Source organism: Devosia sp. Z11_6 (assembly GCF_058133665.1).
The window spans coordinates 414,660-434,634 of sequence record NZ_JBYUNQ010000002.1 but is presented as its reverse complement, the minus strand read 5'-3'; the positions used below and the strand labels follow the sequence as shown (position 1 = coordinate 434,634).

General features: G+C 63.9%; 24 protein-coding genes. 14 read left to right on the top strand and 10 right to left on the bottom strand.

Going from position 1 to position 19,975, the window contains the following annotated elements:
• Positions 1 to 36: 36 nt before the first annotated feature.
• Positions 37 to 519, bottom strand: a complete 483-nt coding sequence (locus AC3YMN_RS07315) for a DUF2244 domain-containing protein (RefSeq protein WP_489889504.1) — start codon at positions 517 to 519, stop codon at positions 37 to 39.
• Positions 520 to 564: 45 nt separating this feature from the next.
• Between AC3YMN_RS07315 and nth the strand changes: the two genes are divergently transcribed.
• Positions 565 to 1,257 (top strand): endonuclease III, encoded by a 693-nt coding sequence (gene nth / locus AC3YMN_RS07310; RefSeq protein WP_489889503.1) that lies wholly within the window; start codon positions 565 to 567, stop codon positions 1,255 to 1,257.
• Here nth and AC3YMN_RS07305 read toward each other — a convergent pair.
• On the bottom strand, positions 1,254 to 1,706 hold the full coding sequence (locus tag AC3YMN_RS07305; RefSeq protein ID WP_489889502.1) for a DUF2214 family protein: 453 nt from the start codon (positions 1,704 to 1,706) through the stop codon (positions 1,254 to 1,256). The two genes, nth and AC3YMN_RS07305, sit on opposite strands and share 4 nt — an antisense overlap.
• A gap of 51 nt (positions 1,707 to 1,757) precedes the next feature.
• Between AC3YMN_RS07305 and AC3YMN_RS07300 the strand changes: the two genes are divergently transcribed.
• Together AC3YMN_RS07300 and AC3YMN_RS07295 are read left to right on the top strand one after the other, a co-directional pair.
• On the top strand, positions 1,758 to 2,318 hold the full coding sequence (locus AC3YMN_RS07300) for a TetR/AcrR family transcriptional regulator (protein ID WP_127754985.1): 561 nt from the start codon (positions 1,758 to 1,760) through the stop codon (positions 2,316 to 2,318).
• Positions 2,319 to 2,404: 86 nt separating this feature from the next.
• A complete protein-coding gene (locus AC3YMN_RS07295) occupies positions 2,405 to 3,409 on the top strand; it encodes an adenosine kinase (RefSeq protein ID WP_489889501.1) in 1,005 nt (334 codons plus the stop codon).
• Here the strand turns inward: AC3YMN_RS07295 and AC3YMN_RS07290 are convergent.
• The 4 genes from AC3YMN_RS07290 to AC3YMN_RS07275 are packed head-to-tail and all read right to left on the bottom strand — an operon-like array spanning position 3,406 to position 5,887.
• A complete protein-coding gene (locus tag AC3YMN_RS07290; protein ID WP_489889500.1) occupies positions 3,406 to 3,969 on the bottom strand; it encodes an NUDIX hydrolase in 564 nt (187 codons plus the stop codon). The two genes, AC3YMN_RS07295 and AC3YMN_RS07290, sit on opposite strands and share 4 nt — an antisense overlap.
• A complete protein-coding gene (gene pyrF / locus AC3YMN_RS07285) occupies positions 3,962 to 4,660 on the bottom strand; it encodes an orotidine-5'-phosphate decarboxylase (protein ID WP_127754988.1) in 699 nt (232 codons plus the stop codon). Before pyrF ends, AC3YMN_RS07290 begins: the two co-directional genes overlap by 8 nt.
• A gap of 36 nt (positions 4,661 to 4,696) precedes the next feature.
• Positions 4,697 to 5,335 (bottom strand): histidine phosphatase family protein, encoded by a 639-nt coding sequence (locus AC3YMN_RS07280; RefSeq protein WP_172121715.1) that lies wholly within the window; start codon positions 5,333 to 5,335, stop codon positions 4,697 to 4,699.
• Between the two features lie 6 nt (positions 5,336 to 5,341).
• Complete coding sequence (locus AC3YMN_RS07275; RefSeq protein WP_489889499.1) at positions 5,342 to 5,887, bottom strand: NADPH-dependent FMN reductase; 546 nt, start codon at positions 5,885 to 5,887, stop codon at positions 5,342 to 5,344.
• Between the two features lie 120 nt (positions 5,888 to 6,007).
• Between AC3YMN_RS07275 and AC3YMN_RS07270 the strand changes: the two genes are divergently transcribed.
• The gene (locus AC3YMN_RS07270; RefSeq protein ID WP_489889498.1) at positions 6,008 to 6,238 is read left to right on the top strand and encodes a hypothetical protein; all 231 of its coding nucleotides are present in this window, start codon (positions 6,008 to 6,010) and stop codon (positions 6,236 to 6,238) included.
• A 15-nt stretch (positions 6,239 to 6,253) separates the two neighbouring features.
• Here AC3YMN_RS07270 and dnaJ read toward each other — a convergent pair whose 3' ends face one another.
• Together dnaJ and dnaK are read right to left on the bottom strand one after the other, a co-directional pair.
• The gene (gene dnaJ / locus AC3YMN_RS07265) at positions 6,254 to 7,384 is read right to left on the bottom strand and encodes a molecular chaperone DnaJ (RefSeq protein ID WP_489889497.1); all 1,131 of its coding nucleotides are present in this window, start codon (positions 7,382 to 7,384) and stop codon (positions 6,254 to 6,256) included.
• A gap of 240 nt (positions 7,385 to 7,624) precedes the next feature.
• Entirely contained in the window at positions 7,625 to 9,535 is a 1,911-nt protein-coding gene (dnaK, locus tag AC3YMN_RS07260) for a molecular chaperone DnaK (protein ID WP_127754993.1), read from the bottom strand.
• Positions 9,536 to 9,817: 282 nt separating this feature from the next.
• Between dnaK and pabB the strand changes: the two genes are divergently transcribed.
• Positions 9,818 to 11,620 (top strand): aminodeoxychorismate synthase component I, encoded by a 1,803-nt coding sequence (gene pabB / locus AC3YMN_RS07255; protein WP_489889496.1) that lies wholly within the window; start codon positions 9,818 to 9,820, stop codon positions 11,618 to 11,620.
• Positions 11,617 to 12,252, top strand: coding sequence for a bifunctional nicotinamidase/pyrazinamidase (gene pncA, locus AC3YMN_RS07250; protein ID WP_172121720.1), 636 nt, complete (start codon positions 11,617 to 11,619; stop codon positions 12,250 to 12,252). Before pabB ends, pncA begins: the two co-directional genes overlap by 4 nt.
• 71 nt (positions 12,253 to 12,323) lie before the next feature.
• Here pncA and grpE read toward each other — a convergent pair whose 3' ends face one another.
• Together grpE and hrcA are read right to left on the bottom strand one after the other, a co-directional pair.
• Positions 12,324 to 12,905: a nucleotide exchange factor GrpE gene (grpE, locus tag AC3YMN_RS07245; protein ID WP_489889495.1), complete on the bottom strand. Its 582-nt coding sequence runs from the start codon at positions 12,903 to 12,905 to the stop codon at positions 12,324 to 12,326.
• Positions 12,906 to 12,977: 72 nt separating this feature from the next.
• A complete protein-coding gene (gene hrcA, locus AC3YMN_RS07240; RefSeq protein ID WP_210258582.1) occupies positions 12,978 to 14,060 on the bottom strand; it encodes a heat-inducible transcriptional repressor HrcA in 1,083 nt (360 codons plus the stop codon).
• Positions 14,061 to 14,203: 143 nt separating this feature from the next.
• On the opposite strand from hrcA, the gene rph reads away from it, so the two are divergent.
• From rph to AC3YMN_RS07200, 8 genes are read left to right on the top strand one after another with little or no spacing between them, the layout of a single operon-like run.
• Positions 14,204 to 14,920: a ribonuclease PH gene (rph, locus tag AC3YMN_RS07235; protein ID WP_489889494.1), complete on the top strand. Its 717-nt coding sequence runs from the start codon at positions 14,204 to 14,206 to the stop codon at positions 14,918 to 14,920.
• Positions 14,917 to 15,090 (top strand): hypothetical protein, encoded by a 174-nt coding sequence (locus AC3YMN_RS07230; protein WP_489889493.1) that lies wholly within the window; start codon positions 14,917 to 14,919, stop codon positions 15,088 to 15,090. Before rph ends, AC3YMN_RS07230 begins: the two co-directional genes overlap by 4 nt.
• Positions 15,087 to 15,734 carry a non-canonical purine NTP pyrophosphatase gene (locus AC3YMN_RS07225; protein ID WP_489889492.1) on the top strand — a complete coding sequence of 216 codons (648 nt, stop codon included), beginning with the start codon at positions 15,087 to 15,089 and terminating at the stop codon, positions 15,732 to 15,734. Before AC3YMN_RS07230 ends, AC3YMN_RS07225 begins: the two co-directional genes overlap by 4 nt.
• A gap of 54 nt (positions 15,735 to 15,788) precedes the next feature.
• Entirely contained in the window at positions 15,789 to 16,940 is a 1,152-nt protein-coding gene (gene hemW, locus AC3YMN_RS07220) for a radical SAM family heme chaperone HemW (RefSeq protein ID WP_172121724.1), read from the top strand.
• A gap of 39 nt (positions 16,941 to 16,979) precedes the next feature.
• A complete protein-coding gene (rsmI, locus tag AC3YMN_RS07215; protein ID WP_489889491.1) occupies positions 16,980 to 17,861 on the top strand; it encodes a 16S rRNA (cytidine(1402)-2'-O)-methyltransferase in 882 nt (293 codons plus the stop codon).
• Positions 17,830 to 18,225, top strand: a complete 396-nt coding sequence (locus tag AC3YMN_RS07210; RefSeq protein WP_489889490.1) for a YraN family protein — start codon at positions 17,830 to 17,832, stop codon at positions 18,223 to 18,225. Before rsmI ends, AC3YMN_RS07210 begins: the two co-directional genes overlap by 32 nt.
• A gap of 9 nt (positions 18,226 to 18,234) precedes the next feature.
• Positions 18,235 to 19,179 carry a glutathione synthase gene (gshB, locus tag AC3YMN_RS07205; protein WP_489889489.1) on the top strand — a complete coding sequence of 315 codons (945 nt, stop codon included), beginning with the start codon at positions 18,235 to 18,237 and terminating at the stop codon, positions 19,177 to 19,179.
• A gap of 31 nt (positions 19,180 to 19,210) precedes the next feature.
• A complete protein-coding gene (locus AC3YMN_RS07200) occupies positions 19,211 to 19,855 on the top strand; it encodes a MarC family protein (RefSeq protein ID WP_489889488.1) in 645 nt (214 codons plus the stop codon).
• Positions 19,856 to 19,975: the final 120 nt, after the last annotated feature.

Genomic DNA, 19,975 nt, shown 5'->3' with positions numbered 1-19,975 from the left:
GCCAATGCGCCCCCGCAAGCGACCCGAAAACAACGTCTAGGCGCGCGCCTTGCGCAGGGCCGAACCGAAGGCCTTGCTGAAGCTCGACAGGTCATCGGGATGCAAGAACGCCCCCACCGGCGTATCGAGTCCGCCCGAGCGCAACAACAAACCCGTTGTGCGCTCGTTGATATCGCGCTCGATCACTAGCCGCACTTGGCGCGGGTCAAACAGCTGCGTGCTGGTTTCGCCCTTAGCCCCGATGCTGGTCAGCTCGAGCCGATCCTTCCACAGCCGCACCTGCTCGGCCTGCTTGCCGCCCTTGATCGAGGCATGCATCGCCCAGGCAATGGCCAGCACGTCTAGGCCCATGAAACCGATAACCGGCCAGGCGCCCATCGAGAAAAAGATAACCCCCGGAATCAGCGCGAGGACGCCTGCCAGGGCAACAACGAACCAGCCACCGCGTCGCGACAAGGAGCGGTGTGGCGTCAGCCTAGCTGCAAAGAGCGGCGCTGTGGTTGTAGCTTGCATCGACATGGTAAAGCTCTCAAGCCATATAACCCCAAAGCGGGGAGTGAGAAAATGCCGCCATTAAAAAAAGTGAAGTCACTGCTTCCCGCGGCTATCGCGGCGATCTTCGAGCGCTTCCACAGCATAGACCCTGAGCCGAAGGGCGAACTCGAATATGTCAACGCCTTCACTTTGTTGGTTGCCGTAGTGCTTTCGGCGCAGGCGACCGATGCCGGCGTCAACAAGGCGACCCGCGCGCTCTTTCAACTCGCGCCCACCCCCGCCGCCATGGTGGCGCTTGGCCCCGAGCGCATCGAGGAAATGATTCGCACCATTGGCCTGTTCCGCACCAAGGCCAAGAATGTCTATGCCCTCAGCCAAAAGCTCCTGGCCGAGCATGGCGGCGAGGTCCCGGCCGATCGGGAGGCGCTGGAATCCCTGCCCGGCGTCGGGCGCAAAACCGCCAATGTCGTGCTCAATATCTTTTTTGGCCAGCCCACTATGGCCGTCGACACCCATGTGTTCCGGGTCAGCAACCGCACCGGCATCGCTCCAGGCGCCACGGTGCTGGCGGTGGAAACCCGGCTCATGCAGGTTATTCCACCTGAGTATGCGCTCCATGCCCATCACTGGCTGATCCTGCACGGCCGTTATATCTGCAAGGCGCGCAAGCCCGAATGCTGGCGCTGCCCCATCCGGCAATGGTGCCTGTTCGAGCCCAAGACGCCCGCACCCGGCGGCGGACCGCAACCGCTCTCGAGTTAGCTGCCGTAACCCCGCGCCATCATCGCCGCGAAGATCGGCACGAGGATGAGAAAGCCCAGTTCGGCATGGAGGAACCGACGCTGCCGGCGAATTTCACCTTCGCTTGGGCGAAAGCCGGGATCGGCGCTAAGGGCTTTGCGCCACCGGCCAAAGGCAATTGTGGGCGCAATTGACAGCAGGCCCACCGCCACAAAGGCGGCCATCTTTCCCCAGAAGGCGTGATTGCTGAAATAATAGTCCGGACCCGCGGCACCCCAGTACAGCCGCATCACTCCCACTAGAACGACCAGCACTGCGGCGCTGCCATAAACGGCGTCGAGCCGCGCCAAGCGCTGCAGCTGTACGCCGTCTAGACCGGGACGCAGCAGCACGAATTCGGCTGCGATCGCGCCAACCAAGGTGAACACCGCTAGATGGTGACCGATCGCCAAGGCAAGATCTGCATCCATCTTCCGCTCCATTGTTGACGCTGTTCACATGCTAGTTTAGGCATGTGAACAATGTCAACTTCGAACCACCCGCCGTATCACCATGGCGATCTGCGCAACGCCTTGCTCGACGCCGCTCTCATCATTCTGGAGCGGGAAGGGGAGGCGGGCCTCGGCCTGCGCGAACTCGCCCGGGCCGTTGGCGTGTCACCAGCCGCGCCTTATCGCCATTTCGACGGCCGCATTGCCCTCCTGGAAGCGCTGGCGGTAACCGGCTTTCGCCGCTTCACCCAGATGATGGACGAGGTCGGCGCCACGAACCCGCCCGATCCGCTCGCCGCCATGGGCCGCGCCTATGTCTTGTTCGCGCTTGATAACGGCAATCTCTTTCGCCTGATGTTTTCCCCGCAGCTGCGCCGCGCCAATCGTCCCGGCCTGCGCATGGCCGCCGATGCCGCCTTTGCCACCCTGCGCCGCGTTGCTGGCGGGGAAGGGCGGGAAGCCCGCATTGCCTCGCTCACCGCGTGGGCGCGCGTTCACGGCCTTGCCGTGCTGCTGCTCGATGGCCAGATTGCCATTGAAGCAGGCGAAGACACCCGCGACCTGATCGCTCAGATCATCGGCCGCTCCTAAGCTGGCTACCCGCCTAGTTCGGCTGGCCAATTGCACAGCCCGGCGCGATCCTCTACACCGCCAAGGTCTGGTCCCGGAGCCCCTGCATGTCCGAAACACGGTTTGACGTTCTCACCATTGGCAATGCCATTGTCGATATCATCGCCCCCGTCGAGCCAGGCTTCATCGAGCGCGAAGGCATGAGCAAGGGCATCATGCACCTCATCGACACCGACCGCGCTGCCGATCTTTACGACAAGATGCCCCTGGGCAAGCAGCAGATCTCGGGCGGCAGCGCCGCCAATACCGCCGCCGGCGTCGCCTCCCTTGGTGGCCGCGCGGCCTTTATCGGCAAGGTCGCCGACGATCCCCTGGGCGATGTGTTTGCCACCGATCTTGATGCGCTGGGCGTCTACTACGCCACCAGCCGCCTCGAAAACGGCGCGCTCACCGCCCGCTCCATGATCTTCCTGTCCGAAGATGGCGAGCGCACCATGAACACCTATCTTGGCGCCTGCCACGAGCTGACCGAGCGCGACATCCGCCCCGACGAGATCGGCGGCGCTGCCATCACCTATATGGAAGGCTTTTTGTGGGACCCGGTCGAGGCCAAAAAGGCCTTTGTGCTGGCCGCCCACTACGCCCACAAGAACGAGCGCGCCGCCGCCTTCACCCTTTCGGACCCGTTCTGCGTCGATCGTTATCGCGCCGAGTTCCTCGATCTCATCCGCTCCAAGACCATCGACTATGTCTTTGCCAATATCAACGAGCTGAAATCGCTCTACCAGACCGATGATCTGGGTGTCGCCGTGCGCGAGATCGCCAAAGATGCCGAGCTCGCCGCCATTACCATGGGCGCCGATGGCGCCATGGCCATCTGCAATGGCGAAGTGGTTTCGGTACCAGCCTTCCCGGTGCCCCATGTCGTCGATGCCACCGGCGCCGGCGATCTCTTCGCCTCGGGCTTCCTCTTGGCCATTGCGCGCGGCCAAACCTTTGAAACCGCGCTCAAGACCGGCTGCCTCGCCGCCTCCGAGGTGATCACCCATATCGGCGCGCGCCCGCAGCTCGATCTGGGCGACCTCACCCGCCAGTACGGGCTAGCAGGCTAGGCTCGGAGCGCCTCCAGCCGCCGCAGCGCGCGCGGGGCGAAATCGGCCAGCGCCTCGACTGGCCGCCACTGCGCGCCATGCACTTCCTCGAGCTGGGGCGTGAGCGGCAAGGCCGGGTCGGCCACGAACAGATATTGCAGATCGTGGTGCACATGCGCCGGCTCGTTGCGGGCCGGTTTGCCCGGCACGTCATGGCTGTCGATGGTGAAGGGCAGATCGCCATCCCCGTGCCAGGAATGGAGCCGCAGATCTGCGACCCCCGTTTCCTCGAAGGCTTCCCGTGCCGCCGATTGGGCAAAGCGCGGCGCCGGTTCGTAGTGCCCGCCCGGCTGCAGCCATCGGCCGATGGTGACATGGTCGATCAACAGCGCCTGCCGGAGATCGGGCGAAAGCACAAAGGCGCTGGTCGTGACATGCCCCGGCAAGGTGCTCCGCTCATCGAGCTGATGCCCCTCTGCGATCTGCCAGCGTAACAGGGAGAGGTATTCTCCCCGCTCCGCCACTTCGGCAAGGTAGCGCTCCACGAGGGCATTTAGCGTGGGCAGGAAGAGTTTAGGCAAGCCGGGTGCCGCCGGCCATTTCGGCGAGGATCGCCCGGGCTGCCGCTGCGGGATCGGGCGCTTCGATAATCGGGCGCGCCACGACGAGATGGGTCGCGCCGGCGTCGAGCGCCTCGCGCGGACCCATGACCCGCTTCTGGTCCCCCGCCGGCGAACCGGACGGGCGAATGCCGGGCGTCACTACCGCGAGGTCAGGACCCACGAGATTGCGCACCATCCCCGCTTCATGGGCCGAAGCCACAACGCCACCGATCCCGGCTGCCCGCGCCTGTTCGGCCCGCAGCGCGACGAGGCCCGCCGCATCGCGCTCATAACCCGCTTCGCGCAGATCGGCATCGTCCATCGAGGTTAGCACGGTAACGCCCAACACGCACAGCCCCGATCCGGCGGCGGCCTTGGCGGCGGCGCGCATGGTCTTGGGATAGGCATGCACGGTCAGCATGGTCGCGCCCGTCTGCGCGAAAGCAGCGACCCCTTTTTCAACCGTGTTGTCGATGTCGAGGAGCTTGAGATCGAAGAATACCTTCTTGCCCGCGCTAATCAACTCCTTGCCCAGGGCAAACCCGTCCCCGCCATAAAACAGCTGGTAGCCGATCTTGTAGAACTCGACGCTGTCGCCCAGCCGCGCCACCATGTCTTCGGCCTTGGCGCGCGACGACAGGTCCAGACCAACAATCAATTCTCCGCTCACCGCTGCTTCTCCCGGGCTCAAAAACTGCCGGGAGGCTTAGGTCAAAACCCGCGCCTCCGCAATCGCCGGCGCGGTGAACCAGTCGGCCGGCAATTCCTCGAGCGGGGTCCAGTCCAGCAGCACTTGTCCCTCGGCAAGATCGAACACGAACCCATTGCCACCGCCCCGACCGCCGCGGCGTCCCTGGTCCTCCTTGCGATCGATCGGCACTCCTGCGACAAAGCATTTGAGCAGCGTGCCCACCCCGCCATGCCCGCAAAACACTGCCGGGGTGCCCGGGGGGACACTGGCCAGCGCCGTGCGCACCGTTTCAACGATACGGGCCTGCGCGTCGATCGCCCGTTCCCATCCCTGGTAGCTGCTATGGGGTTCGGCAAAGAACTGGTCCGCCGCCAGCTCAAACAGCGCCGGCGGCAGAAAGCCGGTGCTGCTGCGATCATTTTCCCCCATCAGGTGATCGCTCAACACCACTGTCCCGGTGCTCGCCGCGAGAACTTCTGCGAGATCGAGTGCCTTGCGCTCGCGGCTCGAAAAGATCATCGCGCCGGGCGGCACCACGCCCCGCGCCGCAAAGCGCTCAGCCCGCTCGCGCCCTTCGGCCGACAGCGGCCACAGCGGCACCGGCACATTGGCATCCATGCTGATCTGCGGGTGGGAAAGGTAAAGTGCCCGCATCGCTTGCTAGCCTCTGCTGAAATGGGTGAGATCGTGCACCAGCTGCTCGATCTTGCCGACCACGGATTTTTCGGTCGGATTGCCGGCCGCATCAAAGGCAGCGGCGCCCGGGCCAATGCCGAGCAGCGTCGGCACCACCAGGGCCCCGAGCTTGCTCAGGCTATCGCGCACATAGGACTGGCCCATCACCGCGCCATATTTGCCCGAACTCACCCCGCCAATGCCAAAAACGGCGTGCCGGAACGGATTGGGCTTTTGCCGGCTGAGCCAGGCAATGGTGTTGACCGTCAGGGGTGTCAGCCCGCCATTATATTCCGGACTGGCCCAGAAGATGATGTCGTGGCTGGCAAACAGCTGCGCGAGAACAGGCGCTGCTTCAGGTACCTGGTCCGGTTCCAGATCCTCGTTGAACAGGGGCATGGGAAAGTCGCCCAGTTCAAGCTGGGTGACCGCAACCCCGGCTTGCGTGAGCTTGCCCCCGACATGGTGCTGCAGCACGCGGTTGAGCGAGCCGCGCCGGATCGAGCCTGAAAGCGTCAATGCAGTGGCCATGCCGGCAGTGTTCCTCCGCGTTGGAGGATCAATGTTGCTCAGCTGCGGGATGTGCACAAGCCATGTTGACGCATAGCTGCCGATGGGATCGTCTCAACGCGCACTGAGGGAGACAATTTCATGGCTTCGAAGTTGAACGTGACCCATCTCTCGCACGACCTGACGGCCGGCAAGAGCTATCTGTCATTCGTGTGGGCCGATGACTCCAACAAGCGCCTTGGGCTTGAAGTGCCCTTCGGCACCGCCATCGCCGATGCCGAGGAAGCGGGCAGGGCGGCGCTCACAGCCCTGTCGCGTGAACTCGACGAAGCCGTGCTCGTCGTCCCGCCGGCGGCAACCGCCGGTTCTTGACCGGCAGCAGCGCCCTTAGGCGTCGAACATCTTTTTGAGCTTGGCGAAAAACCCGTCTGAAGTGGGGCTGGTTTCGTCCGTGGTCAGGCGCTGGAATTCTTCGAGCAGTTCGCGCTGCTTGCGGCTGAGGTTTTGCGGCGTCTCGATATCGAGCTGCACATAAAGATCGCCCTGGTCCTTGGAGCGGAGCACCGGCATGCCCTTGCCCTTGAGGCGCACGCGCTGCCCCGGCTGGGTGCCGGCCGGCACCTTGACCTTGGCTCGCGCATTATCAAGCGTTGGCACTTCGAACTCGCCCCCCAGCGCCGCCGTCGTCATGGCGATAGGGACACGCGCATAAAGATCGGCCCCGTCGCGCTGGAACAGGTCGTGCGGCTTGATTGAAATGAAGATGTAAAGATCGCCCGGCGGGCCACCGCGCAGCCCCGCTTCCCCTTCATTGGCCAGCCGGATGCGCGTGCCATCCTCGATCCCCTTGGGAATATCGACCGAAAGCTTGCGATTCTCCTCGCGCCGGCCCTGGCCACCGCAATCGGTGCAGGGCTGGTCCATCATCTGGCCGCGGCCCTGGCACACCGGGCAGGTCCGCTCGATGGTGAAAAAGCCCTGGGCAGCGCGCACCTTGCCATGGCCATTGCACTGCCGGCAGGTGTGGGTGCCGGTGCCCGGCTTGGCGCCCGAGCCATCGCAGGTGGTGCAGCCAACCAGGGTTGGCACATCGATCTCGACCGTGCGGCCGGTATAGGATTCCTCGAGCGAGATTTCGAGATTATAGCGCAAATCCGAGCCGCGCAGCTTGGCCGAGGCCCCGCCACCGCCGCGTCGGCCGCCCATGAAATCGCCAAAGATGTCTTCGAAGATATCCGACATCGAGGAGTTGAATTCGGGGCCAAAGCCCGCGCCTCCACGCCCACCGCCATTTTCAAACGCGGCATGGCCAAACCGGTCATAGGCGGCGCGCTTCTGGCCGTCCTTGAGCGTGTCATAGGCCTCGCTGATTTCCTTGAACTTGGCTTCCGCTTCGCTGTTGCCGGGGTTGCGGTCGGGATGATGCTGCATGGCCAGCTTGCGATAAGCACTCTTGAGTGCCGCATCGTCGGCTCCCTTGGCAACGCCAAGCACTTCGTAGAAATCTCGTTTGGCCAAGAAAATTGTCTCCAGACGCCGGGCTGCGGTACGGGCGTCGCGCGGGGAGCGCGCCAGCCCGGCACCGATGGGATTGGTTGGAACTGCCTCACAGATGGCGACGCTGCGCCGCCGGTGCAAGGGTGATTATCAAGGGTAGGGCACGCCAGCAACTCTTGGATTCACGTGAAACCCTGTTGCCCCGGCCCAAAAACAAAAAGGGCCCGGCCAAGCCGGACCCCTCTAGACCATTCTGAAGGCTTACGCCGACTTCTGGTTGTCGTCGTCGCGCACTTCCTCGAAGTCCGCATCGACCACGTCGTCATCGCCGTCGTCCGTGCCGGAGGCCTTGGCCTCGGCTTCCGCCTGCGATGCCTTGTACATGGCCTCGCCCAGCTTCATCGACGCTTCCGCCAGAGCCGCGGTCTTTTCCTTGATCGCTTCGGCATTGTCGCCTTCGATCACCGAGCGCAGATCGGCAAGAGCGGTTTCGATCGCCGTCTTGTCTTCGGCCGAAACCTTGTCGCCATATTCCTTGAGCGACTTTTCGGTCGAGTGGATCAGGCTTTCGCCCTGGTTCTTGGCTTCCACCGCTTCGCGCTTCTGCCGGTCGGCTTCGGCGTTCTGCTCGGCTTCCTTGACCATGGCTTCGATATCGGCGTCGCTGAGACCACCCGAAGCCTGGATGCGGATCTGCTGCTCCTTGCCGGTGCCCTTGTCCTTGGCCGAAACCTGCACGATGCCGTTGGCGTCGATGTCGAAGGTCACTTCGATCTGCGGCACGCCACGCGGTGCGGGGGGAATGCCGGTCAGGTCGAAATTGCCCAGCAGCTTGTTGTTGGCCGCCATTTCGCGCTCACCCTGGAACACCCGGATGGTCACGGCGCTCTGGCTGTCTTCGGCCGTCGAGAACACCTGGCTCTTCTTGGTCGGGATGGTGGTGTTGCGATCGATCAGGCGGGTGAACACGCCACCCAGGGTTTCAATGCCCAGTGACAGCGGGGTCACGTCGAGCAGCAGCACGTCCTTGACGTCGCCCTGCAGCACGCCGGCCTGGATCGCTGCGCCAAGCGCCACCACTTCGTCCGGGTTCACGCCCTTGTGGGGCTCCTTGCCGAACAGCTGCTTGACCACTTCCTGGACCTTGGGCATGCGGCTCATGCCGCCCACCAGCACCACTTCGTCGATCTGGGCTGCCGAAACCCCGGCATCCTTCATCGCCTGCTTGCAGGGGTCGATGGTCCGCTGGATCAGGTCTTCCACGAGAGTTTCGAGCTTGGAGCGCGTCAGCTTGAGCGTCAGGTGCTTGGGGCCCGAAGCGTCTGCCGTGATGAAGGGTAGGTTGATTTCGGTCTGGGTTGCGCTCGAAAGTTCAATTTTGGCCTTTTCGGCAGCTTCCTTGAGGCGCTGCAGGGCGAGCTTGTCATTGCGCAGGTCGATGCCCTGCTCTTTCTTGAACTCGTCGGCCAGATAATCCATCAGGCGGTTGTCGAAGTCCTCGCCACCCAGGAACGTGTCGCCATTGGTGGATTTCACTTCAAAGACGCCATCGCCGATCTCGAGGATCGACACGTCGAACGTGCCACCGCCAAGGTCATAAACGGCAATGGTGCCGCTGTTCTTCTTGTCGAGGCCATAGGCCAGCGCCGCTGCGGTGGGCTCGTTGATGATGCGCAGCACTTCAAGGCCGGCAATCTTGCCGGCATCCTTGGTGGCCTGGCGCTGCGAATCGTTGAAGTAGGCGGGAACCGTGATCACCGCCTGGGTGACGGTTTCACCGAGATAGGATTCGGCGGTTTCCTTCATCTTCTGCAGGATCATGGCCGAGACCTGCGAGGGCGAATATTTCTCGCCCGAGGCTTCCACCCAGGCGTCGCCATTGTCCGCCTTGACGATCTTGAAGGGCACCAGGTTCTTGTCCTTGGCCACAACCGCGTCATCGAAGCGGCGCCCGATCAGGCGCTTGACGGCAAACAGCGTGCCTTCGGGATTGGTCACCGCCTGCCGTTTGGCCGGCTGGCCAACCAAACGCTCGCCATCCTTGGAAAATGCCACCATGGAGGGGGTGGTACGCGCCCCTTCGGCGTTCTCAATCACCTTGGGATTGCTGCCGTCCATCACGGCGACGCAGCTATTGGTGGTGCCCAGGTCGATACCGATTACTTTAGCCATAACGTGCCTCTTTTTAAGCAAAACCCTTGATCGAAACCCCTCTTGAAAGCGGGTTTCCAGGGCCTTCGGAGCCGGGTTTCCTTGAATTGGGTGTGCTCATTGCTGAGCGTGAGGGGTATATAGGAGGGGGGCTGGAAGCGTTCAAGCAGAACAAAAGCGATTTGCCTGAACGAGGGGCCCTCCGGGGCCGCCATCGTGCCGGCCCGGCGCTGCTTGTGCCACCCGGCCGCGCTCGCGCCAAGTGGCTTTGCACGGCGGCCCATCCACAATAGAATCAAAGCCATGTTCGCTCCCGGCTCAGTGCTGCTCCACGACAATCTCGCGCCCGACGGCACCAATCTGCTGTTCACGGACCCGCACGCCATCCTTGTGGCCCATACCAGCGAGGAAGCCCGAGCCGCCCTGGCGGAACTGGAACGAGCCAAGCAGCAGGGCTTCTGGGCCGCCGGGTTTCTGAGCTATGAGCTCGGCTTTTTGTTTGAAGAGCGCCTCGAGCCCCTCCTGCCCGAGCGCTCGCCTTTTCCCCTGCTTTGGCTTGGCCTCTACAGCGCGCCCCAACGCTTGTCCGCCGGGGAAGTAGACCAACGCCTCGACAGCGCCATAGCCGGGCAGGGCGCAGAAGCCCTCGACCTCGTCCCCAGCCGGCCCTTTGCCGATTACGCCCCGGGCTTCGGGCAAGTGCAGCAATGGATCGGCGCCGGCGACACCTATCAGGTCAACCTCACCTTCAAGGCCCGCTTCCGCCTTGAAGGCCACCCCGCCGCGCTTTATCGCGATCTCGCGCGCAAGCAGCAGGTTGCCTATGGCGCGCTCATCAACACCGGCGAGCACTGGATCTTGTCGCGCTCGCCCGAACTTTTTGTCGCCAGCACCGGCGGCACGCTGTCCGCTCGCCCGATGAAGGGCACGCGGCGGCGCGCCGGCACCATTGCACAGGACGAAGCGGGCCGCGCGGCCCTCGCCGCCGATCCCAAGAACCGCGCCGAAAACCTGATGATCGTTGATCTCTTGCGCAACGATCTGTCCCGCATCAGCGCCGTCGGCTCGGTGCAGGTCACCGACCTCTTTTCGGTGCAAACCCTGCGCACGCTCCACACCATGACCTCGGGCATCACCGCGCAGCGCTTGCCCGATGTGTGCACCACCCAGCTGCTGGCCCAGCTCTTCCCCTGCGGCTCCATCACCGGGGCGCCAAAACTGCGGGCCATGGAAATCATCGCCGCGGTGGAGGCCGAACCGCGTGGGCTTTACACCGGCTCGATCGGCTATTTCGCCCCCAATGGGGACCTTACGCTCAACGTCGCGATCCGCACCGCTGTGATCGACGGGGAGGGGCAGGGGGAAATCGGCATCGGCGGGGGCATCGTTGCCGACTCGGTGGCCGAGGACGAATATGAGGAAGCACTGCTGAAAATGGCTTTTCTTGCGGACAAGAGCCCACCCATCTGCCTGATCGAAACCCTGCGCTGGACCAACACCACGAGCTTTTGGCTGCTCGAGCGCCATCTCGATCGCATCGCCGCTTCCGCGCAATATTTCAACATGCCGTTCGACCGCTACGCCGCAACAAGCCTCCTCACCGACATCGCTGCCGGCTGGAGCGAGCCGGCCATGCGGGTGCGCCTTACTCTCGACCAGGTGACGGGGCTCGGCCTGTCCGCCACCCCGTTGCCGGCCAACCCGGCGCTGTTCCGCTTCGCGGTTGCCGAGGAGCGGCTCGATTCCGGCTCGCTCTGGCTGGCGCATAAAACCACCAACCGCGCTTTTTACGACGAGCCGCGCCAGCGCGCCGCGGCCGCGCTTGGCGTCGACGAAGTCGTCTTTCTCAACGAGCGCGGCGAGCTGACCGAAGGCTCCATTACCTCCCTGTTCCTGCGCCAGGGCGGCGTGCTCCTCACCCCGCCGCTCGAGGCCGGCTTGCTGCCCGGCACCTTGCGTGCTGAACTGCTCGCAACCGGCGCAGCGAGGGAGGCGCGCCTGACCCTTGATGACCTGGCAAGCGCCGACGCCATTTATCTCGGTAATTCCGTGCGCGGCTTGCTCCGCGCCAGCTGGATTCACCGCCCAAGCAAGGATGCCACATGACCTTCGACATCACCCCGCATGACGTTCTGATCGTGGTGGATGTGCAAAATGATTTCCTGCCCGGCGGCAGCCTTGCCGTGCCCGGCGGTGACGAAATCGTGCCGCTGATCAACCAGCTGGCCCGCCGCTTTACCCATGTGGTGCTGACCCAGGACTGGCACCCCGCCGATCACATCTCCTTTGCCAGTCAGCATCCCGGCACCCAACCCTTCCAAACCATCGAGTTGCCCTATGGCACCCAGGTCCTGTGGCCCGACCATTGCGTTTGGGACACCCACGGCGCGCAGATTTCGGCCGATCTCGATATCCCCCATGCGCAGCTGACCATCCGCAAGGGCTATAACCGCGGCGTTGATTCCTATTCCGGCTTCCAGGAAGCCGACCGCCGCACCCGCACCGGCCTGGGCGGCTATCTCGCCGAACGGCGCCTCGCCAAGATCTATGTTGCGGGTCTCGCCACCGATTTCTGCGTCGCCTGGACCGCGCTCGATGCCGCCGAGGCGGGCCTCGATGTCAGCGTGATCGAAGACGCCAGCCGCGCCATCGACAGCAATGGTTCACTGCAACAAGCCTGGACCCAAATGCAGGACGCGGGCATCGGCCGCCTGATGAGCAGGGATATTTTAGGGTAGCGGGCCCTCCCCACTCCCTACAAACAAAAATCCCCGCCAAAGCGGGGATTTTCAGAACCGTACCTAAGCAATCAGGCTGATTTATCAACAGTTTCGGCGCCGTCTGCGGCGCGGGGGCCACCCTTGGCCACACCAACCATCGCCGGGCGCAGCACGCGATCGCCGATGGCAAAGCCGGTCTGCACCACCTGCACCACCGTCCCTTCGGGATGGCTGGGATCGGGCACTTCAAACATCGCCTGGTGCTTGTGCGGATCGAACTTCTGTCCTTCGGCTTCGATCGGCTTGACGCCATGCTTGGCCAGCAGGCGCTGCATTTCGCGCTCGGTCATCTCGATGCCCTCGATCAGGGACTTGGTCGTGGCATCGCCCGATTCGCGCGCTTCGGGCGGCAGCACCATCAGCGCCCGGCTCAGTGCATCGGTGGCCGAGAGCATGTCGCGGGCAAACCCGGAAATGGCATAGGAGCGCGTATCGGCAATATCGCGTTCCATGCGCTTGCGCAGGTTTTCCATCTCCGCTGCCGTGCGCAGCACCCGGTCCTTGAGCTCGGCATTCTCGGCGCGCAAGGCTTCCACGGGATCCACTTCGCTTTCCGGTACGGGCGTTTCGATCTCGAATTCTTCGCTGGGCGAGGTGTTTTCGTCGCTCATAAGGGCAAGCTTTCGCATTGGGAATGAATTTGCCCCCGATATCGGTCAATGCACCGGCTTTTTCAACCCTCCCTAGCCGCGCCCCTTGCGCGCCATCATCGAGGTGATGACATTGGCGGTATAGTCCACCACCGGCACGATACGGGCATAATTGAGCCGCGTCGGCCCGATAACCCCAAGCACGCCCACCACCTTGTCATTGGCGTCCTTGTAGGGGCTCAGGATCACCGAAGATCCCGAAAGGGAAAACAACTTGTTTTCCGAGCCGATAAAGATGCGCACGCCCTGGGCGTTTTCCGCATCTCCCAAGAGCTCCAGCAACCCGTCCTTGCTTTCGAGTTCGTCGAATAGCTGTCGCATGCGCGCCATGTCTTCGGACGCCATGGTGTCATTCAACAGATTGGCCCGGCCCCGCACGATCACCGTGGGCTGCGCCGCCGGCGATGGCTGGCTCAGTGTCGCGATCCCGGAATCAACCAGCTTTTGGGTCAGCTCGTCCAGTTCCGTCCGCTGCTCGGCGCGCTGCTCGCCCAGCGCCTTGCGCGCTTCCGCAATGGTGCGCCCCACCACATGATGGGCAAGGTAATTGCTGGCCTGTTGCAGCGCACTGGCGGTCAGGCCCGGGGGCAGGGGCAGGATGCGGTTTTCCACCTGCCCGTCCTCCCCCACCAGGATCGCCATCGCGCGAGCTTGGTCGAGCCGGACAAATTCGATGTGCTTGAGCACCATATCCGCTTTGGTCGCGATCACCACGCCCGCGCCCTGGCTTAGCCCCGACAGCAGCTGGCTGGCCTCGGCGAGGAGGTCTTCCACCTGCCCGCCCTGCGCGGTTTCGGCGATGTGCTGGGCAATGCGATTGCGCTCGCGCTCGTCGACGGCACCCACTTCCAGCATCGCATCAACGAAAAAGCGCAGGCCCTCCTGGGTGGGCGCGCGCCCGGCCGAAACATGGGGTGCGGCAATCAGCCCGAGATCCTCGAGATCGGCCATCACATTGCGCACCGAAGCGGGCGACAGGCCCAGTTGCAGCATGCGGCTCAGATCACGCGAACCCACCGGCTGGCCCGTGTCGAGATAGCGCTCCACGATGCGCCGGAAGATATCCTGGCTGCGCGTATTGAGGACGGCGAGAAAGTCTTCGGGTGGCTTGACCATCATATTCGTTCAAATTGTCGGCTTTAACCCTCCCCATTCATTTAGGGGCATTGCGGCCATTCGCCAAGCCAGCCTGGCTTGTGAGGACCTGCAGAGAGGGTTAAGAGGCGGTTAACTGTTTTTTACTGCCAAGGTGATTGCCTATGCGCCCTTCCGGACGCGAACCCAACCAGATGCGCGCGATTTCCATCGAGCGCAATGTTTCGCTGAAAGCCGAGGGATCCTGCCTTGTCTCGTTCGGCGATACCAAGGTTCTGGTGACCGCTTCGGTGGAAACCAATCTGCCGGGCTGGCTGCGCAACAAGGGCCAGGGCTGGGTCACTGCCGAATACGGCATGCTGCCCCGCGCCACCGGCTCGCGCACCCGCCGCGAAGCGACCGCCGGCAAGCAATCGGGCCGCACCCAGGAAATCCAGCGCCTCATCGGTCGCTCGCTGCGCGCCGTGGTGGATCTCCCCATGCTGGGCGAAAACCAGGTCACCCTCGATTGCGACGTACTCGAAGCCGATGGCGGTACCCGCACCGCCGCCATCACCGGCGCTTATATCGCGCTTGCCGATGCCATCCGCTGGATGGAGGAGCGCAAGCTTACCCGCGGTCCGGCCTTGCGCGATTCCGTGGCCGCCGTGTCCTGCGGCATCTATCGCGGCACCCCGGTGCTCGATCTCGATTATCTTGAAGATGTCGAAGCCCATACCGATGCCAATTTCGTTATGACCGGCTCGGGCAAGTTCGTGGAAATCCAGGGCACCGCCGAAGGCGCCCCGTTCAGCCGCGACGAGCTCGACCAGCTCATGGGCCTGGCCGAAACCGGCATCGCCGAACTCACCCGCCTTCAAACAGCAGCACTGCAAGCATGAACCTGTTTTTCGGCAAGAAAAGCGGCGCCGCCACGACTGCCCCCCAGGCAAGCGGCCGCAGCACGCCCGGCACCAATTGCCCCATCTGGCATGATGTGGCGCGCGCCCTTGATCAATCCGCCCGCGCCTCGGCCGGGCGCAGCAAGGCCCGGCAAGGATCCCCCAAATGACCGCCATTCCCCGTCTTCGCGCTGGTGACCGCCTCGTGCTGGCGTCGCACAATGCCGGCAAGCTGGCCGAATTCCGGGAATTGTTTGCCCCCTTCGGGCTCGAGCTGATCTCGGCCGCGCAGCTTGATCTGCCCGAGCCCGATGAAACCGGCACCAGTTTTGCCGAAAACGCCCGCATCAAGGCCCATGCCGCCGCGAGCGCCGCCAATATGCTGGCCCTGTCCGATGATTCCGGCCTGTGCGTGGATGCGCTGGGCGGCGATCCCGGCGTCTACACCGCCAATTGGGCCGGCCCCAACCGCGACTTTAATCACGGCATGAAGCGCGTCGAGGATGCCCTCCAGGCTGCCAATGCCACAACGCCAGCCCAGCGCCACGGCTCCTTCCGCGCCACGCTTTGCCTCGCCCATCCCGATGGCCGCGACGCCCTCTACGAGGGCCGCATCGATGGCACACTGGTCTGGCCGCCACGCGGCGATGTCGGCTTCGGCTTTGATCCCGTCTTCATGCCCGAAGGCTTCGACGTCACCTTTGGCGAAATGCCCTCGCGCGTCAAACATGGCTGGGCTCCGGGTCAGGAGGGTCTCTCCCACCGCGCCCGCGCCTTTGCCAAATTCGTCGAGGGCCAAATTGAGCAGGCTTGATCGCGTGCCCGCCAATCGCTGCCACGCCACCAACCCACATGAGGGGGCTGCCGCATGAGCCGTAACGACCTCTTTGGCGTTTATGTGCACTGGCCCTTTTGCGCGGCCAAGTGCCCCTACTGCGATTTCAATTCCCATGTGCATCGCGGCCCGCTCGATGAGCAGGCCTTTGTCGCCGCCTATCAGCGCGAGATTGCCCATACCGCCAGCCTCACTCCCGGCCGGGTCGTGCAGTCGATCTTTTTTGGCGGCGGCACGCCCTCGCTGATGAGCCCGTGGGCCGTCGGCACCATTCTCGATACCATCGCCGCCCATTGGACGGTCGAACCACGCGCCGAGATCACGCTCGAAGCCAATCCCACCAGCGTCGAAGTAGACCGCTTCAAGGGTTTTCGTTCCGCCGGCATCAACCGTGTCTCGCTCGGCGTGCAGTCCCTGCGCGACAAGCCGTTGGCTGACCTCGGCCGCCGCCACACCGTCGATGAAGCTATCGCTGCCGTGCGCATCGCCCAGTCGATCTTTGATCGCTCGAGCTTCGATCTGATCTATGCCCGCCCCGGTCAAACCCTCGAGGATTGGGAAGACGAGCTCAAGGAAGGCCTCTGGCTCGCGCGTGGCCATATCTCGCTCTACCAGCTCACCATCGAGCAGGGCACGCGCTATTTCGACCTGCATCGCGCCGGCAAGCTCATTATGCCCGATGAGGATCTGTCCGCCGATTTCTATGAGCTGACTCAGGAACTCACGGCCTCCGCCGGCCTGCCCGCCTATGAGATTTCCAACCACGCCCGCCCCGGCCAGGAAAGCCAGCACAACATGCTCTACTGGCGCTATGGCGAATATGCCGGCATCGGCCCCGGCGCGCATGGGCGCCTCTTGATCAACAACCAGCGCCACGCCACCGCCGCCGAAAAGCTGCCCTTCAAGTGGCAGGAAAAGGTGCTGGCGCAGGGCCATGGCCTCGTCACCGATGATGTGTTGACCTGGGAAGAGCAGGGCGACGAATTCCTCGTCATGGGCCTGCGCCTCAAGGAAGGCATATCGCCCCAGCGCTTCACCGCGCTGTCGGGGCGCCGCATCAGCCAGCGCCAGATCGAGGATCTCAAGGGCTATGGCTTTGTGGAAACCCTGCCCAACGGCAATATCCGCGTCACCGATCGCGGCTGGCCGGTGCTCGACGCCGTCGTTGCCGATCTTGCCGCTTAGCGATTGGGTGGCGCGCGCCTGCGTGCTAGCCTTGCGCCCATGAGTTCAGAGTTCTTCATCGCCGGCACCAAGCTCGAGGCCCCACCCCTGGCGCCCGGCCTTTACGTGGTTGCTACCCCCATCGGCAATCTGCGCGACATCACCATCCGCGCCCTTGAAACCCTCGCCGCCGCAGCCGCGGTACTGTGCGAGGACACCCGCATGTCCGCGCGCCTGCTCGATCATTACGGCATCAAGACCCGTCGCGTGGCGCTGCACGAACACAATGAACGCGCCAAGGCGGACGACATCGTTGCGCGCATCGCCGCCGGCGAAGCCCTGGCGCTGATTTCCGACGCCGGCACGCCCTTGCTTTCCGATCCCGGCTTTCCCCTGATCCGCGCCCTGGCCGCCGCCGACCTGCCGGTCTTTGCCGTCCCCGGCGCCTCAGCACTTCTTTCCGCTCTTGTCGTCGCGGGCCTGCCGACCGACGCCTTTGCCTTTCACGGCTTTTTGCCGGCCAAGGCGGGCGCTCGCGCCACCGCGCTTGCCGCCCTTTCGGTTTCACGTGAAACTCTGGTGTTCTACGAATCCCCGCGCCGCCTCGACGATACTTTGGTGGCTATGGCCGAAATTCTCGGTCCGGACCGGCAAGCGGCCGTCGCCCTCGAGCTCACCAAGCGCTTCGAACGCGTGCAGCGCGGCACTCTGGCCGAACTCGCTGAGAGCTTCGCCGAAGGCGATACCAAGGGCGAAGCCGTTATCGTTGTCGCCGGCGCGGCCGAAGCTCCGGCCCCCGACGCGGCCGATTGGCAGGCCGCGCTCCTTGCCGAAATGGCCGACCAGCCCCTCCGCGCCGCGGTTGACGCTGTCACCGCCCGCTTTGGGCTCAAGCGCAAGGAGGTCTATGATGCCGCCCTCGCCCTTAAAGCCACCGACTGAACCCAGCCGCGCCCGCCAGCGCGCCAACCGCGGGGGCGAACGCGCTGAAGCCCTGGCCGCGCTCTTTCTCCAGCTCAAGCTCTACCGCATTCTTGCCCGCCGCCACAAAACCCCGCTTGGCGAAATCGACTTGATCGCCCAGCGTTGGGGCACCACGGTCTTTGTTGAGGTCAAGGCGCGTGCTTCGAGAGCCCAGGAAGGCGAGGCGCTCACCCAGGTGAACCAGGCCCGCATCAGCCGCGCCGCCCACTACTGGCTCTCGCGCCACCCCGCCTATGCCCAAGCCAATCTGCGCTTTGACGTGATTTTCCTTGCGCCCTGGGCTTGGCCGCGCCATCACATCAACGCTTTCGACGCTTCCTAGGACCTCTGCATGTCACTCAAGATCGCCGTCCAGATGGACCCCATTGCCAGCATCAATCCCGCCGGCGACTCCACCTTTGCCATGATGCTCGAAGCTCAGGCGCGCGGCCATGCGCTGGTATATTATACACCCGACACGCTCGGCCTGCGCGGCACCACCGTTTCCGCCCTCGCCGCACCGGTCGAGGTCTTCGACAAGCCCAAGGGCGAGCACTTTAAGCTGGGGGCGTTCACGCGCATCGATCTGGGCGAGCAGGATGTGATCCTGATGCGCCAGGATCCGCCCTTCGACATGAGCTATACCACCATCACCCATATTCTCGAGCGGCTGCACCCGAAAACCTTCGTGGTCAATCCGCCCGCTGCGGTGCGCAATGCGCCCGAAAAGATCCTCGTCACCGATTTTCCCGAGCTGATGCCGCCCACCCTAGTGACGCGCGATCGCGAGATGATCCGCGCCTTCCGCCAGGAGCATGGCAACATCATCCTCAAGCCCCTTTACGGCAATGGCGGCGCCGGTGTCTTCTTCCTTCAGGAGGGCGACCATAACCTCGCCTCCCTGATCGAGCTGTTTGAGCTCAGCTTCCGCGAACCCTTCATGGTGCAGAAATATCTGCCCGATGTCCGCAAAGGCGACAAGCGCATCATCCTCATCGATGGCGAGCCCGTCGCAGGCCTCAACCGCATTCCCGCCGAAGGGGAATCGCGCTCCAACATGCATGTGGGTGGCCGCCCGGAACTGTCCGAACTCACCGCCCGCGAGCGCGAGATCTGCGCTGCCATCGGCCCCGCGCTCAAGGAGCGCGACATGATCTTTGTCGGTATCGACGTGATCGGCGACTACCTCACCGAGATCAATGTCACCTCGCCCACCGGCATTCGCGAGATCAAGCGCTTTGGCGGTCCCGATATTGCGGTGATGATCCTTGATGCCATCGAACGGCGCCGCCGCTGATCGTGCGACTTAACTTAAGGGCGGTGTGCTGATGCCGGTCGATACCTATCTGCTGGCGGTTACCACTTTTTTCGCCACCATCGGCCCCGCCGATCTGGCCGTGGTGTTCCTGGCGCTCACGCGCGACACCTCCTCGCCCGAGCGGCGCCGCCTGGCGCTTCGCGGGGTGCTGATCGGCGGATTGATCCTGCTCTTCTTCGCGCTCTTCGGCGAACCGCTCCTTGCGCTCTTCGGCATTACCTTGCCGGCACTGCGCACGGCCGGCGGCGTGCTGCTGCTCCTCATTGCCATCGACATGGTGTTCGCTCGCTCATCTGGCGGCACCTCCACTACCACCGAGGAAGATATCGAAGCGCGCGAGCGCGCCGACATTTCCGTCTTTCCTCTCGCCACCCCATTGATCGCCGGGCCCGGCGCCATCAGCGCCGTGATCCTGCTCATCGCTGGTTCGGAAGGCGATTACGTCAAGGACGCCGCGGTGATCGCGGGCCTGCTCACCATCTTGCTGCTGACCTATGTGATGCTGCGTCTCGCCATCCCCATCCAGCGCTTGCTGGGTGTCACCGGCGCCCATGTGGTGTCACGCGTGGTCGGCGTGCTGCTGTCGGCCCTGGCGGTGCAGTTCATCTTTGATGGCATTGCCTCGAGCGGCATCTTCCGCCCCTTGGCCAGCTAATCCCGCGGCGCCCCTTCTTTGGGCGCTCGCGCCCGCGGCGCCCCTTCTTTGGGCGCTCGCGCCCGTGGCGCCGATTCAGGCGCTCGCGCTGCTGGCCCCCGTTGCAGCCCCCAACAACAA

Excerpts from the sequence above, each read along its gene's own strand:
- AC3YMN_RS07210 (WP_489889490.1), top strand. The coding sequence starts at position 17,830 with ATGCCGCCCTCGCCCTTAAAGCCACCGACTGAACCCAGCCGCGCCCGC.
- hemW (WP_172121724.1), top strand. The coding sequence starts at position 15,789 with ATGAGCCGTAACGACCTCTTTGGCGTTTATGTGCACTGGCCCTTTTGC.
- rph (WP_489889494.1), top strand. The coding sequence starts at position 14,204 with ATGCGCCCTTCCGGACGCGAACCCAACCAGATGCGCGCGATTTCCATC.
- AC3YMN_RS07305 (WP_489889502.1), bottom strand. The coding sequence starts at position 1,706 with ATGGATGCAGATCTTGCCTTGGCGATCGGTCACCATCTAGCGGTGTTC.
- AC3YMN_RS07280 (WP_172121715.1), bottom strand. The coding sequence starts at position 5,335 with ATGCGGGCACTTTACCTTTCCCACCCGCAGATCAGCATGGATGCCAAT.
- AC3YMN_RS07225 (WP_489889492.1), top strand. The coding sequence starts at position 15,087 with ATGACCGCCATTCCCCGTCTTCGCGCTGGTGACCGCCTCGTGCTGGCG.
- AC3YMN_RS07295 (WP_489889501.1), top strand. The coding sequence starts at position 2,405 with ATGTCCGAAACACGGTTTGACGTTCTCACCATTGGCAATGCCATTGTC.
- AC3YMN_RS07270 (WP_489889498.1), top strand. The coding sequence starts at position 6,008 with ATGGCTTCGAAGTTGAACGTGACCCATCTCTCGCACGACCTGACGGCC.
- pncA (WP_172121720.1), top strand. The coding sequence starts at position 11,617 with ATGACCTTCGACATCACCCCGCATGACGTTCTGATCGTGGTGGATGTG.
- AC3YMN_RS07230 (WP_489889493.1), top strand. The coding sequence starts at position 14,917 with ATGAACCTGTTTTTCGGCAAGAAAAGCGGCGCCGCCACGACTGCCCCC.
- nth (WP_489889503.1), top strand. The coding sequence starts at position 565 with ATGCCGCCATTAAAAAAAGTGAAGTCACTGCTTCCCGCGGCTATCGCG.
- grpE (WP_489889495.1), bottom strand. The coding sequence starts at position 12,905 with ATGAGCGACGAAAACACCTCGCCCAGCGAAGAATTCGAGATCGAAACG.
- gshB (WP_489889489.1), top strand. The coding sequence starts at position 18,235 with ATGTCACTCAAGATCGCCGTCCAGATGGACCCCATTGCCAGCATCAAT.
- pabB (WP_489889496.1), top strand. The coding sequence starts at position 9,818 with ATGTTCGCTCCCGGCTCAGTGCTGCTCCACGACAATCTCGCGCCCGAC.
- dnaK (WP_127754993.1), bottom strand. The coding sequence starts at position 9,535 with ATGGCTAAAGTAATCGGTATCGACCTGGGCACCACCAATAGCTGCGTC.
- AC3YMN_RS07200 (WP_489889488.1), top strand. The coding sequence starts at position 19,211 with ATGCCGGTCGATACCTATCTGCTGGCGGTTACCACTTTTTTCGCCACC.
- hrcA (WP_210258582.1), bottom strand. The coding sequence starts at position 14,060 with ATGGTCAAGCCACCCGAAGACTTTCTCGCCGTCCTCAATACGCGCAGC.
- AC3YMN_RS07275 (WP_489889499.1), bottom strand. The coding sequence starts at position 5,887 with ATGGCCACTGCATTGACGCTTTCAGGCTCGATCCGGCGCGGCTCGCTC.
- AC3YMN_RS07300 (WP_127754985.1), top strand. The coding sequence starts at position 1,758 with ATGTCAACTTCGAACCACCCGCCGTATCACCATGGCGATCTGCGCAAC.
- AC3YMN_RS07315 (WP_489889504.1), bottom strand. The coding sequence starts at position 519 with ATGTCGATGCAAGCTACAACCACAGCGCCGCTCTTTGCAGCTAGGCTG.
- rsmI (WP_489889491.1), top strand. The coding sequence starts at position 16,980 with ATGAGTTCAGAGTTCTTCATCGCCGGCACCAAGCTCGAGGCCCCACCC.